At 64.1% G+C, this 13,342-nt stretch carries 12 protein-coding genes and 2 pseudogenes; 9 read left to right on the forward strand and 5 right to left on the reverse strand.

Annotated features, from left to right (window positions below; translation table 11 throughout):
* Positions 1-892 precede the first annotated feature (892 nt).
* Both BLR63_RS32355 and BLR63_RS32360 read left to right on the forward strand, forming a co-directional pair.
* Positions 893-949 (forward strand): annotated as a pseudogene (locus BLR63_RS32355) (hypothetical protein); the annotation flags it as partial.
* A gap of 201 nt (positions 950-1,150) precedes the next feature.
* Positions 1,151-1,855, forward strand: a complete 705-nt coding sequence (locus BLR63_RS32360; protein WP_408003390.1) for a methyl-accepting chemotaxis protein — start codon at positions 1,151-1,153, stop codon at positions 1,853-1,855.
* A 59-nt stretch (positions 1,856-1,914) separates the two neighbouring features.
* Here the strand turns inward: BLR63_RS32360 and BLR63_RS11870 are convergent, their stop codons facing one another.
* The 4 genes from BLR63_RS11870 to BLR63_RS11885 are packed head-to-tail and all read right to left on the reverse strand — an operon-like array spanning position 1,915 to position 4,512.
* A complete protein-coding gene (locus BLR63_RS11870; protein WP_010566073.1) occupies positions 1,915-3,234 on the reverse strand; it encodes an ATP-binding protein in 1,320 nt (439 codons plus the stop codon).
* Entirely contained in the window at positions 3,231-3,899 is a 669-nt protein-coding gene (locus tag BLR63_RS11875; RefSeq protein WP_010566074.1) for a response regulator transcription factor, read from the reverse strand. The genes BLR63_RS11870 and BLR63_RS11875 overlap by 4 nt, the downstream gene beginning before the upstream one ends.
* Positions 3,899-4,210 (reverse strand): PepSY domain-containing protein, encoded by a 312-nt coding sequence (locus BLR63_RS11880; RefSeq protein WP_042947083.1) that lies wholly within the window; start codon positions 4,208-4,210, stop codon positions 3,899-3,901. Before BLR63_RS11880 ends, BLR63_RS11875 begins: the two co-directional genes overlap by 1 nt.
* Positions 4,210-4,512, reverse strand: coding sequence for a PepSY domain-containing protein (locus tag BLR63_RS11885; protein WP_010566076.1), 303 nt, complete (start codon positions 4,510-4,512; stop codon positions 4,210-4,212). Before BLR63_RS11885 ends, BLR63_RS11880 begins: the two co-directional genes overlap by 1 nt.
* Before the next feature lie 159 nt (positions 4,513-4,671).
* Here BLR63_RS11885 and BLR63_RS11890 point away from each other — a divergent pair, with 159 nt between their 5' ends.
* The 6 genes from BLR63_RS11890 (at position 4,672) to codA (ending at position 10,842) form a co-directional block, all read left to right on the forward strand.
* Positions 4,672-5,751: a patatin-like phospholipase family protein gene (locus BLR63_RS11890; protein ID WP_010566077.1), complete on the forward strand. Its 1,080-nt coding sequence runs from the start codon at positions 4,672-4,674 to the stop codon at positions 5,749-5,751.
* 90 nt (positions 5,752-5,841) lie between these two features.
* Positions 5,842-6,198, forward strand: a complete 357-nt coding sequence (gene queD, locus BLR63_RS11895) for a 6-carboxytetrahydropterin synthase QueD (RefSeq protein WP_003237990.1) — start codon at positions 5,842-5,844, stop codon at positions 6,196-6,198.
* Positions 6,199-6,293: 95 nt separating this feature from the next.
* Complete coding sequence (locus BLR63_RS11900) at positions 6,294-6,917, forward strand: NUDIX hydrolase (protein ID WP_010566078.1); 624 nt, start codon at positions 6,294-6,296, stop codon at positions 6,915-6,917.
* A 191-nt stretch (positions 6,918-7,108) separates the two neighbouring features.
* Entirely contained in the window at positions 7,109-8,377 is a 1,269-nt protein-coding gene (gene codB, locus BLR63_RS11905; protein ID WP_010566079.1) for a cytosine permease, read from the forward strand.
* Entirely contained in the window at positions 8,374-9,579 is a 1,206-nt protein-coding gene (locus BLR63_RS11910; protein ID WP_010566080.1) for a PucR family transcriptional regulator, read from the forward strand. The genes codB and BLR63_RS11910 overlap by 4 nt, the downstream gene beginning before the upstream one ends.
* Positions 9,580-9,606: 27 nt before the next feature.
* Positions 9,607-10,842, forward strand: coding sequence for a cytosine deaminase (codA, locus tag BLR63_RS11915; RefSeq protein WP_010566081.1), 1,236 nt, complete (start codon positions 9,607-9,609; stop codon positions 10,840-10,842).
* Between the two features lie 6 nt (positions 10,843-10,848).
* On the opposite strand, the pseudogene BLR63_RS11920 reads toward codA, so the two are convergent.
* Positions 10,849-11,836 (reverse strand): annotated as a pseudogene (locus BLR63_RS11920) (diaminopimelate epimerase).
* A 348-nt stretch (positions 11,837-12,184) separates the two neighbouring features.
* Here BLR63_RS11920 and BLR63_RS11925 point away from each other — a divergent pair.
* Positions 12,185-13,336 carry an MFS transporter gene (locus tag BLR63_RS11925; RefSeq protein WP_042947084.1) on the forward strand — a complete coding sequence of 384 codons (1,152 nt, stop codon included), beginning with the start codon at positions 12,185-12,187 and terminating at the stop codon, positions 13,334-13,336.
* Positions 13,337-13,342 lie beyond the last annotated feature (6 nt).

A 13,342-nucleotide genomic window follows, 5' to 3' on the forward strand; every position in this document is an offset into this window, starting at 1 on the left:
CCTCGACGCTTTCGACACCCGCGAGGACCTGACCCGCCAGGTCAAGGCCGCACTGCTGGCCAACCCGGACCTGCTCGGCCTGTCCCTGGTATTCGAAGCCAATGCGCTGGACGCCAAGGATGAGTTGTTCGCCAACCAGGCCGAGCTGGGCAGCAACGACAAAGGCCGCTTCGCCCTGTACTGGTCACAGCCGACGCCAGGCAAACTGACCTCGATGGCACTGCCCGAAAGCGACATAAGCGACACCCGCGTCGGACCCAGCGGCGAGCCGGCCAACGCTTGGTTCAGTTGCCCGCGTACGACCCTCAAGCCCTGCGTGATCGAACCTTACTTCTTTATGATCGACGGGCAAAACGTGCTGATGACCAGCATCGTGTTCCCGCTGATGGTCAACGGCAAACTCATCGCCTCGTTGGCGGTAGACATCAAACTCGACAGCCTGCAAGCCATTACCCAACGGGCCAGCCAGCAGTTGTACGACGGCCAGACCCAGGTCAGTATCCTCAGCGCCAGCGGCTTGCTCGCCGGCTACAGCGCGGACGCGAGCAAACTCAGCCAGCGCCTGGACCAGGTCGACACCGTCAATGGCGCGCAGGTGCTCAGCACGCTGGCTGCCAGTACGCACATCCGCAGCCTGCGCACCAACCATCAACTTAAGATACTGGCACCCTTCGCACCGATTCCCGACGGCAAGCCCTGGGGCGTGCTGCTGGATGTGCCGGAAAGCGTCCTGGTGGGCCCCGCTGAAACGCTGAAAGCCCAGATGGACGCGGACAACACCCGAGGCACCCTGCTCGAACTCAGCCTGGGCCTGTTGGCCGCCGTGATCGGCCTGATCCTGGTGTGGCTGATGGCGCGCAGCGTGACCCGGCCGATCCTGGGCGTGGCGCACATGCTTGAAGACATCGCCAGCGGCGAAGGCGACCTGACCCGCCGCCTGGCCTATGACAAAAACGATGAACTGGGCCAACTGGCAGGTTGGTTCAACCGCTTCCTGGACAAACTGCAACCGATCATTGCCGAGGTCAAACGTTCGGTGCAGGACGCCCGTGGCACCGCTGACCAGTCCGCCGCGATCGCCACCGAAACCAGCGCCGGCATGGAACAGCAATACCGCCAGGTCGACCAGGTGGCCACCGCATCCCACGAAATGAGCGCCACCGCCCAGGACGTGGCCCGCAGCGCCGCCCAGGCCGCCAAAGCTGCACGCGATGCCGACCAGGCCACGCGCGACGGCCTGACGGTGATCGACCGCACCACCACCAACATCGGGCACCTGGCCGCGGACATGAGCACCGCCATGGCCCAGGTCGAAGGCCTGGCCGCCAACAGCGAGAAGATCGGTTCGGTGCTGGAAGTGATTCGCGGCATCGCCGAGCAGACCAACCTGCTGGCGCTCAACGCAGCGATCGAAGCCGCCCGCGCCGGTGAGGCCGGCCGCGGGTTTGCCGTGGTCGCCGACGAAGTGCGTAACCTGGCGCGGCGCACCCAGGAATCGGTGGAAGAAACCCGCCTGGTCATCGAGCACTTGCAGAGCGGCACCGAAGAGGTCGTCGGCGCCATGGGCAACAGCTATCGCCAGGCCCAGGGCAACGTCGAGCAAGTCGGCGAAGCGGTCACGGCCCTGCGCCAGATCGGCGCGGCGGTCACGGTGATCAGCGACATGAACCTGCAAATCGCCAGCGCCGCCGAACAACAAAGCGCGGTGGCCGAAGAGATCAACAGCAACGTGGCGACCATTCGCGACGTGACCGAGTCACTGTCGGAACAGGCCAATGAATCGGCGCGGGTCAGCCAGGCGTTGAACAGTCTGGCCAATCAGCAGCAGGGATTGATGGACCAGTTCCGCGTCTAAAGCGTGAAGACCATCCAATGTGGGAGGCGGCTTGCTCCCACATCTTGATCTGCGGGGTGTCAGCTACGACGCCTGGGCAATTCGATCAGCACTTTCAGCCCGCCCAACTCACTTTCCTGCAACTGCAGCACACCGCCCCACACCTCGACGATATCCCGCACGATGCCCAACCCCAGGCCATGGCCGTCGGTCTGCTCGTCCAGGCGCGCACCACGGCTGAATACCCGGTCGCGCTGGGCTTCCGGGATGCCGGGGCCGTCGTCTTCCACGGCCAACAGATAGCTTCTTTCGGTTTCGCTGACCGTCAGGCGCACTTCGGCATCCGCCCATTTGCAGGCGTTGTCCAGCAGGTTGCCGAGCAGTTCCAGCAGGTCTTCGCGATCCCAGGGCAGTTGCAGGCCTGGGGTGATGTGGTCGCTCAGGTCCAGGTGATCGCCGTGAATCATATTCAAGGTGGCCAGCAGGCCGGGCAGTTCTTTTTCGCAGTCGAACAAGGCACCGGGCAGGGTTTCGCCGGCCAGGCGCGCACGGTTGAGTTCGCGGTTGAGGCGTTGCTGCACCTGTTCCAGCTGGACGCGCAGCAACTTGCTCAGTTCGGGGTGGTCCTTGAGTGCCGCGCTGGAGGCCGCACTTAACAGCACCGCCAGCGGCGTCTTCAAGGCGTGGCCAAGGTTGCCCAGTGCATTGCGCGAACGCTTGAGGCTGTCTTCGGTGTGGGCCAGCAGGTGGTTGATCTGGGCCACCAGCGGCTCCAGTTCCTGCGGCACCTGGGTGTCGAGCTGCGAGCGCCGCCCCTGTTGCAGTTGGGCGATCTGGTTGCGCGCGGTTTCCAGCGGGCGCAAGGCGCGGCGCACGGTGATCCGTTGCAGGATCAACACCAGCAACAGCGCCGCCAGCCCCAGCACCAGGCCGATCTGACGCATCAGGTGAAAGCTGTCCCGCACCGGGGTGTAGTCCTGGGCCACGCTGATGGAAATCGACTGGCCGAAGCGCTTGTAGTCCGAGCGCAGCACCAGCAATTGCTGGCCTTCGGGCCCCAGTTGCAGATTGCCCTTGAGCCCGGCCTCGGGCAGCCGGGGCAACTCCTGGTCCCACAGCGAGCGGGAGCGCCAGTGGGTGTCGGCGAAATCGATACGGAAATAATGCCCGGAAAACGGTCGCTGATAGGCCGGCGACAGGCGCTGCTCATCCAACTGCACACCATTGGGCCCACGCACCAGCGCCACCAGCAGGTTCTCGGCATCGTCGCGCAGGCCCGCCTCCAGGTAACGCTGCAAACCGGCCTCGAACAACCACAGGCTGGTCTGCGCCAGCACCACGCCGACGACCACCATCACGCTGATCAGGCCCAGGCTCAGGCGTCGCTGAATCGACTTCATGCCGGGTTGGCGCCAAACCGGTAACCCTGGCCGCGACGGGTCTCGATCACGCTGCGGCCCAACTTGCGGCGCAGGTGGTTGACGTGGACTTCCAGCACGTTGGAATCGCGCTCGGTCTCGCCGTCGTACAGGTGCTCGGCCAGGTGGCTTTTGGAGAGGATTTGTTCGGGGTTCAGCATGAAATAGCGCAACAGGCGGAATTCGGCCGCAGTCAGTTGGATCTCCTCGTCGTCGCGCAGTACGCACTGGCGACCTTCATCCAGGTGCAGGCCGGCGGCTTGCAGGGTGGGCTGGTTGGCATGCCCGTGGGAACGCCGCAACAATGCCTGGATGCGCAGGTGCAGTTCTTCCGGGTGGAACGGCTTGCTCAGGTAATCGTCGGCGCCGGCCTTGAGCCCTTCGATGCGCTCGGCCCAGGAATCGCGGGCGGTAAGTACCAGCACCGGGGTGGCCAATGCAGCGGCACGCCATTGCGCCAGCACCTCGAGCCCGGGCAAACCGGGCAGGCCGAGGTCGAGGATGATCAGGTCATAGGGCTCGCTGCGGCCCTGGTACGCGGCGTCGCGCCCATCGGCCAGCCAATCGACGGCATACCCCTGGCGCTGCAGGCCGGCCAGCAGTTCATCGGCCAGGGGTACGTTGTCTTCCACCAGCAGCAGGCGCATCAGTCTTCCTCGTCTTTGATCAGCACACCGGTGCTCGCATCCAGTTTGATCTCGCGCACTACGCCGTCGGTGGTCACCAGCTCGACTTCATAGGCATATTGGCCATGCTTTTTCTCAAGCTCGGCTTCCAGCAGGCGGGAACCGGGATGGCGCGCCATGGCCTGTTGCAACAGCTGCTCCAGCGGCAGGATCACACCCTGCTGGCGCAACGCCAAGGCTTCATCCTGGTTGAGGTCACGGGCCGCCAGGCTAGAGCTGAAAGCCATGAACACCAAGGCTACTCGAGCACCGGCGCATAGATTTACCTTCATTACGTATCCTGATGATTCTTGAGAACCTGCCCGGTGAGCGCGTCCAATTCAATCTCCCATTCAATGCCGTCGGCATCTTCCAACTCGACTTCATAGACATACTTGCCGTAGGACTCGTCCAGGTCGGTATCCAGCAATGTCGAGCCGGGATGCAGGGCCAGGGCCGCAGCTTGCAGTTGATCGAAGGCGACAATAGTAACAGTGGCGGGCACGGTCAGCGGCTTGTCGGCGTCCACCGCCTGAGCCTGGATCGCCGTGGAGGCGATGATAACGGCGGCAACCGGAGCTGTGAGGCGTTTCATGACAAGTCTCCGTTACACAATGTTTTTCCTACGTCGGACACGGTAGCGGCGGCAACTTAACTGAAGCTGAATTGCCACTATGGCAATCCAAGGCCAGGCGCTTTTCCCACAGCGTGCGAGATTTTCTATACTGCTCCGCTCGCGCTCACAGAGACCGGTATGACAGCCATCCACATCAAGTTCCCCGCCCTGACGCTCAAGGCCGGCAAACGCGCGTTTGCGCGCATTCGCGAACAAGGCCTTGCACCTGCGGATGTGGCCATCCTCCCAGGGGCGGCCGGCGGCCCCAAGGCCCTGGGAATCCAGGGTCTGGACCTGGCGCTGTTCGGCGACTGGCTGCCGCGCGCGCCCCGCGAGCGCGCACTGATCGGCGCGTCCATCGGTTCCTGGCGGTTTGCCAGCGCGTGCCTGCCCGACCCGGTGCAAGGCCTGCTGGACCTCGGTCGCCTGTACAACGAACAACGCTTTGCCAAAGGCGTGACCATGGCCGAGGTCAGCCGCAGTTGCGAGCGCATGCTCGACGACCTGCTGGCCGGTCGCGATGCGCGGGTGCTGGACAACCGCGACTATCGCCTCAACATCATGGTGGTCAAGAGCCACGGCCTGCTCGCCGATGACCACCGCGGGCGCCTGGGGCTGGGCCTGTCGTCGGTGATCGCCGACAACCTGCGCGGCCGCGCAAGGCTGGCGCGGCACTTCGAACGGTTGATCATCCACGACCCGCGCCAGGCGCCGCCGGTGCATGCGCTGCGGGACTTCCCCTCGCGCTTCGTCAACCTGGAACTGGGCAACCTGCGCCAAGCGCTGCTGGCATCGGGCTCGATCCCCATGGTGATGCAAGGCGTGCGCGACCTGCCCGGTGCCGGCGCGGGTACCTACCGCGACGGCGGCCTGCTGGACTACCACCTCGACCTGCCCTACCACGGCGACGACATCGTGCTGTACCCGCACTTCACCGACCGGGTCATTCCCGGCTGGTTCGACAAGGGCCTGCCTTGGCGACGCAGCCATCCCCAAGGCTTGCAGGATGTGTTGCTGCTGGCGCCGTCCAAGGACTACCTGGCCCGTCTGCCCCACGGCAAACTGCCAGACCGCAGCGACTTCAAGCGTTTCATGGGCGATGACCCGAGCCGCAACAAATACTGGCAGACCGCTATGAGCGAGAGCCGGCGATTGGGGGATGAGTTTCTGCAACTGGCCGATAACGGCGGATTGGGCGAACGCCTACAGGCCCTCTGACCCAACCCCTACGAGGGACGGTATGCGCGACGCAGGATCAAGCTGTTAAACTCGCCGCCTGCCAGATACCTGACCGAGCTGAAAAATACTGTGGAAATCTTCAAAGAATTTACCTTCGAGTCCGCCCATCGCCTGCCCCACGTACCGGAAGGCCACAAGTGCGGGCGCCTGCATGGGCATTCGTTCAAGGTGGCGATCCACTTGAGCGGCGACCTGGACCCCCATACCGGCTGGATTCGCGACTTCTCGGAGATCAAGGCGATTTTCAAGCCGCTCTATGAACGCCTCGACCACAACTACCTCAATGACATCCCAGGCCTGGAAAACCCCACCAGCGAAGTGCTGGCCAAATGGATCTGGACTGAACTCAAACCCCTGCTGCCGGAACTCAGTGCGATTCGCATCCATGAAACCTGCACCAGCGGTTGCATCTATCGCGGCGAGTAAGCCAGCGATCTGAAAAAACCACCCTCGCGGTGGTTTTTTATGGTCGCCATTGCACCCTTCGCTCAGCACACCACTGGCCCACCCATGAGGTTCCCATGGAAAACACCTGGCTGGCCCAGGCCAAGCGCTTGCAAGCGTTGGCCTCTACGGGGCTGCACTTTTGCACCGACGATTTCGAGCGTGAACGCCTGAAAGAAATTGCCGAGATTGCCCACAGCATGCTGGCGCAACTGGGCAACGTGCCGCTGGAGCGCATCACCGGGCTGGTTCCGGATTTCGCGCAACGCTATTCGACCCCGATGCTCGACGTGCGCGGTGCGGTTATCGAAGGCGAGCGGATTCTGCTGGTGCGCGAGGCCACCGATGGCTGCTGGGCGTTGCCGGGGGGTTATGCCGATATCGGTTTGTCGGCGGCGGAAAACATCGTCAAGGAGATTCGCGAGGAAGCCGGGCTGACGGTAACCGCGCGCGCCCTCTACAGCGTGACCCACAAGGCCAAAGGCTTGTACCGGCCGGATGTGCGGGACTTCTACAAGTTGTATTTCCTCTGTGAGCGAACGGACCACGCGGCCCCCATGGCCGGGTTCGAGACCACCGACGTCGGTTTTTTCTCGCTGGATGACCTGCCGCCGCTGTCCCGTGGGCGCACCATCGAAAGCGATCTGGAAGCGGCCTTTGCCTTTCATCGCGGCGAAATCACCCACACGCTGTTCGACTGATCCACTTTGTATCACCGCTGCACCGCTTTCGTGCCCCATTGGGCACTGCGAACACCTGCGCCGACGTTTTTCCGCTGTTTGGCTATAAATACTGTGCACCATGCACAACGCTGACCGTGCGCACGTCACTGCCGCCGATTTGGCACGCGCGGTGCAATAGGCCTGCGTCACTCATTCAGGGAGCAAGGCACATGACGCAGCAAGATCCGGGCAACGACTACCCCTTAAGCGAAGTCCCCATGCACGCGCGCAAAGGCCTGGCGTCCACCGCCATGGTGCTGCTGGGCTTTACCTTTTTTACCGCCACCATGTTTGCCGGCGGCAAGCTGGGAGTGGCGTTCAGTTTCATCGACATGCTTGGCGTGGTGGCCCTGGGCAACCTGTTGCTGGGTATCTACGCGGCGGGCCTGGGCTACATCGCGTTCAAGAGCGGCTTGAATTCGGTGCTGATGGGGCGCTTCTGCTTTGGCGAAGTGGGCAGCAAGCTCAGTGATTTGATCCTCGGCTTCACCCAGATCGGCTGGTACGCCTGGGGCACCGCCACCGCCGCCGTGGTCATCGGCAAATATTTCGAGCTGAGCCAGGGCAGCGTACTGGTGTTGATGGTGCTGTTCGGCTTGTTGTTTTGCGCCACGGCCTACGTGGGTTATCGCGGGTTGGAGATCCTGTCCTACATCGCGGTGCCGGCCATGGGCCTGCTGTTGTTTCTATCAATGTGGGTGGCAACGGCCAAGGTCGGCGGACTGCAGGGGCTGCTGGCGGTGGCGCCGAGCGCTGAGCTGGATTTGTCCACCGCGATTACCCTGGTGTTCGGCACCTTTGTCAGCGGCGCGACGCAGGCGACCAACTGGACGCGGTTTTCCCGCTCGGCCAGGGTCGCGGTGCTGGCCAGCCTGATCGGCTTCTTTGTCGGCAATGGTCTGATGGTGCTGATCGGGGCCTATGGCGCCATCGTCTATCAGCAGCCCGACGTGGTGGAAGTATTGCTGTTGCAAGGCTTCGCCATGGCAGCCATGGCCATGTTGCTGCTCAATATCTGGAGCACCCAGGACAACACCATCTACAACTTCGCGGTGGCCGGCTGCAACCTACTGCGCACCAAACGCCGCAAGACCGTGACCCTCGGCGGCGCAGTGATCGGCACCCTGCTCGCCTTACTGGGCATGTACGACATGCTGGTGCCATACCTGATCCTGCTGGGCACGGTGATTCCGCCGATTGGCGGGGTGATCATGGCGGACTTCTTCTACCGCTATCGCGGCCAGTACCCACGCCTGGCCGATGCGCGTCTGCCGGCGTTCAACTGGCCGGGGCTGGTGGCGTATGCGGTGGGCACCGTGCTGGCGTTCAATTCGCCGTGGGTCGCGCCGTTGGTGGGTATCGTCGCCGCATCGTTGACCTACATCGCGCTGACCGCAGCCCTACGCATCCGCGCGCCACTGGCTGACGCCCAGGCATGAGCCTGACCATTGCCGACGTACTGGCCTTGCAGGGCCTGGAATCCATGCGCCTGCGCGCCGGCGCAGCGGGCCTGGATAACAGCGTGCGCTGGCCGTACGTGGCGGAAAACACTGGGATCGCCGAGTGGGTGCTGGGGGGTGAACTGGTGTTCGTCACCGGTATCAACCACCCGCGGGATGAGGCCAACCTCCTGCAACTGCTGGACGAAGCCTGCCAGCGCCAGGTCGCCGGCCTGGTGATCCTGACGGGGCCGGCGTATATCCAGGCGATTCCCCCACGCCTGCTGGATGCCGCCGAAGCCGCCGGCATGCCGCTGATCGAACAGCCCTACTCGCTGAAAATGGTGCTGGTGACCCAGGCGATCGGTTCGGCGTTGATCCAGTCCGAGCAACTGGGACGCTCGCGGCACGATGTGCTGGAGCGTTTGCTGACCGGCGACTACCAGTCCCTGGACCTGCTGCTGCACCGCGCCGCGCAATTGGGCCTGGCGCTGGGTGGGCATTGGCAGGTCGCCCAACTGCAATTGGAAGGCAGTGAGTTGCTGTTTGCCCAAGACGACGCGGCGCAGGTGGAGGCCCAACTGGCCCGACAACACGACAACATCAGTCGGCGCCTGCGCCAGCTGTCGAGCGTGTTGCCGGTACTCGGACGGGCCGGGCAATGGACCCTGCTGCTGCCGGCCCCGGATGCCGTCGCGGCCCTGGCCAACCGTCAGCAACTGGCCAGTTGGTTGAACCCGCTCAACCTGCGCCTGGCGCCGCTTAAATTGTTTATTGGCTTGAGCGCCGCCGCGCATCCGCCCATGCGCTTGGCCCAGGCGCAGGATGAAGCCCGCCAGGCGTTGACCGCCGCACGACGTTTCAGCGAACGCGCCGGGCTGTGCGTGTATGACGAACTGGGCGTGCTCAAGCTGCTCAGCGGTGTGCGCGATCGCGCCCTGCTCGACCAGTTTCTCAATGAACGCCTGGGCCCGCTGCTGCGCCACGACCGGCACCATGGCCCGAGCCTGATGCCGACGCTGGAAGCCTGGTTTCACGAGAATGGTAACCTTGTGGCCGCCGCCCAACGCCTGGCCGTACACCGCAATACCCTGACCCATCGCATCCAGCGCATCGAAGCCCTGTGCGGCCTGACGCTGGATAACGCTTATAACCGCCTGGACATCGGTATCGCCCTGATGATCTGGCGGCTGTCTGCCTGACTGTCTTTAGCCAAGAGGAACTTGCCCATGCACATCATCAACGCCCGCCTGCGCAACCGTGAAGGCCTGCATGATCTGCACCTGGAACACGGCCGGATCGCCAGCATCACGCCCCAAACGACAGCGCCCGCATTGGCGCCCGGCGACCTGGACGCGGCCGGCAACCTGGTGATCCCACCCTTTGTCGAACCGCACATCCACCTCGACGCCACCCTCACCGCCGGCGAACCGCGCTGGAACATGAGCGGCACGCTGTTCGAAGGCATCGAATGCTGGGGCGAACGCAAGGCCACCATCACCCAGGCAGACACCAAGACCCGCGCCAAAAAGACCATCCAGGCCCTCGCCGCCCATGGCATCCAGCATGTCCGCACCCACGTGGACGTGACCGATCCGGACCTCACCGCGCTCAAGGCCATGCTCGAAGTGCGCGAGGAAAGCACGCACCTGATCGACCTGCAAATCGTCGCGTTTCCCCAGGAAGGCATCGAGTCCTATCGCAATGGCCGCCAGTTGATGGAAGAAGCCATCCGCCTGGGCGCCGACGTGGTCGGTGGCATCCCCCACTTCGAATACACCCGCGACCAGGGCGTGAGTTCGGTGAAGTTCCTCATGGACCTGGCCGAGCGCACCGGCTGCCTGGTGGACGTGCACTGCGACGAAACCGACGACCCGCACTCGCGCTTTCTCGAAGTGCTGGCCGAAGAAGCCCGCAGCCGCGACATGGGCGCCCGCGTCACCGCCAGCCACACCACGGCCATGGGTTCCTACGACAACGCCTACTGCGCCAAACTCTTTCGCCTGCTCGGGCACTCGGGGATCAGCTTCGTCTCTTGCCCGACCGAAAGCATTCACCTGCAAGGTCGCTTCGACTCATTCCCGAAACGCCGTGGCGTCACCCGCGTCAACGAGCTGCTGGAGGCCGGCATGAACGTGTGCTTCGGCCAGGATTCCATCGTCGATCCCTGGTACCCCCTGGGCAACGGCAACATCCTGCGGGTGCTGGAAGCCGGTCTGCACATCTGCCATATGCTCGGCTACCGCAACCTGCAGAGCGCCCTTGACCTGGTGACCGACAACAGCGCCAAGGCCATGGCCCTGGGTGATCGCTACGGCCTGGAGCCTGGAAGACCGGCGAACCTGCTGATCCTTTCGGCGGACAGCGACTACGAGGTGATTCGCAGCCAGGGCCTGCCGCTGTACTCGATTCGCCACGGCAAAGTGTTGATGAAACGCCAGCCGGCGCGGGTGGAGTTTGTGTAAAACACCCTACGCCTGCCGCCGGGCCGTGCCGAACAGGCTGACACTCAGCAGCGTGTCGGCCTGAACCTGCAAACGTACCGGCGCGGTGCCACCGGGCATTACTACCGCGACATCGCCGCCCTGGACCCAGCCCGCACGCCACGCCGCACAAGCCACGGCGCTGGCGCTGGTGCCAGAGGACGCGGTGGGCCCCTCGCCCCGCTCGAATACCCGTGCGATCACGCGATTGTCGGACTGCCGCGCCGCCCATTGCAGATTGACGCCGGCCGCACAGGGGGCGACCGTCCCCCGCCGGGGGCGCGAAGGCAATCGCCTTGAGTGGCTCGAATAGCGTCGGTTGCTGCATCCGCAGGTTGTCCGGCAACGCCGACACCTGCTCCACCAGGGTCACACAATGGGGATTGCCAATTCGCACGAACTGACTGTGCGCCCACTGCGGGTCGATCGCCGCCAGTTCACGCACGTGGCTCAATTCAGTGGCGCCCAGCGAGGTCCGGCCAACGTCCTGCGCACCCACCGCCGAGGGCCCGAACGCAGGCAGCCCCAATGCCAGCCAAAATCCCGCGAGGTGTTCATGGACAGCAGGCTCGACCCGCGTCGCCACCGGTGACAGCGCGTCCGCCTTGTCGTGATGCACCCGCAGCTCACAGGCCGCGTGCATCAAGCCCTGGTCGGTGAGCGCCTGGGCAAAAATCGTCAGGCCGTTGCCACTGCGCTCGGCCAGGGAGCCATCGGTGTTGACGATCAACAGGTCAAACGGTGGCTCGGCCTGGAACGGTCCGACCAGCAGCCCATCGCAGCGGTGAGCCTTGGCCTGCGCAGGGCGTGGCGATGGGCCCCACTCACATTCGCTGGCGATAGCCGACGCGGCCCACGCCATGCGCGCACGCGCCGCGTCGGCAGCGCTGATGGGCACATCAATGCCACGCGTGCGTAAAAACGCCGGGCTGACCACCCCGTAGATATTGCCCCGCGCATCGTAGAACAGGGTCATGCCGCCACCTGCCTGTACGTGTCCATCGGTTCGTCCGCCTGATTGCCTGCCTATAAGCTCAGCAATGTATTACAGAACACTACGACGGTGGGAGGCGGCCTGGAAGGTGGTAATCCACCGCGAGAAGCCTGGGGTTCATCAGTTCCCACAGGGATTACACACCTTCCAGACCGCCTCCTACGGAAACGATAACCCCTGTGTGGCTGGCAACGTCCCAGGCGTTCCGTGTTTGTAAAAATAAACTTCGGAGCCGCCGATCCCCAGGGAACCCGGCTCGCTCACCCGGGGCTGATGTGCAAGGATGTCGCGCCGGACATCGTTCGTTGAACGCCAGACCAAGGATTTTTCATGACTGCCATCCCCACTTCCGCCCCCGTGGTTCCCGGACGGCTGGAGCAAATGTCGACTCGTATCGCGTTTTTCATCGCCGGCTTCAGCATTGCCGCGTGGGCGCCCTTGGTGCCCTATGCCAAGGCGCGCGCGAACCTGAGCGAAGGCACCCTGGGCCTGTTGCTGTTGTGTCTGGGGGTGGGGTCGATCATTGCCATGCCGGCGGCCGGGGCGTTGGCCTCGCGCTATGGTTGCCGGCGTGTGCTGAGCGGCGGGACGCTCCTGATCTGCCTGGCCCTGCCGATGCTGGCCACGGTCAGTTCGGTGCCCTGGCTGATGGCTGGGTTGTTCCTGTTCGGGGCCGGCCTGGGCACGGTGGATTCCACGGTCAACTTGCAGGCGGTGATCGTTGAGCGGGCCAGCGGCAAGACCATGATGTCCGGCTTTCATGGGTTGTTCAGCCTGGGAGGGATCGTCGGCGCGGCGGGCGTTTCGGCGCTGCTGGGGCTGGGCCTGTCGCCGCTGCAAGCGATCCTGGTGGTGATCGCCGTGACCCTGGCGGCGCTGCTCAAGGCCGCGCCCCATCTGCTGCCGTACGGCAGTGAAAGTTCAGGGCCGGCCTTTGCGATCCCCCATGGCGTGGTGCTGTTTATCGGTTGCCTGTGTTTTGTCGTGTTCCTGGCCGAAGGCGCGGTGCTCGACTGGAGCGCAGTGTTCCTCAGCGCCGAACGCGGCCTGGACGAAGCCTATGCCGGCCTCGGCTATGCCGCGTTCGCCCTGACCATGACCGCCGGGCGCCTGACCGGTGATGCCATCGTCAGGCGCCTGGGCGCGACTCGCGTGATCGTGATCGGCGGCACGCTGGCCACCGCCGGCCTGTTGCTGGCGACCCTGCTCCCGGCCTGGGAAACCGCGCTGCTGGGGTACGCATTGGTGGGCGCCGGTTGTTCGAATATCGTGCCGGTGCTGTATTCCGCCGTCGGCAAGCAACAGGTCATGCCGGAACATATTGCCGTGCCGGCCATCACCACCCTGGGGTATGCCGGCATTCTTGCCGGCCCTGCCGTGATCGGTTTTATCGCCCACGGCAGCAGCCTGAGCACCGCCTTTGTGCTGATCGCGGTGTTGCTGGCGGCAGTGGCCGTCAGCGGCAAAGTGCTAAAGGTTTAGGCAAGG

It is taken from the genome of Pseudomonas extremaustralis, from assembly GCF_900102035.1.
GTDB classification, from domain to species: Bacteria; Pseudomonadota; Gammaproteobacteria; order Pseudomonadales; family Pseudomonadaceae; genus Aquipseudomonas; species Aquipseudomonas extremaustralis.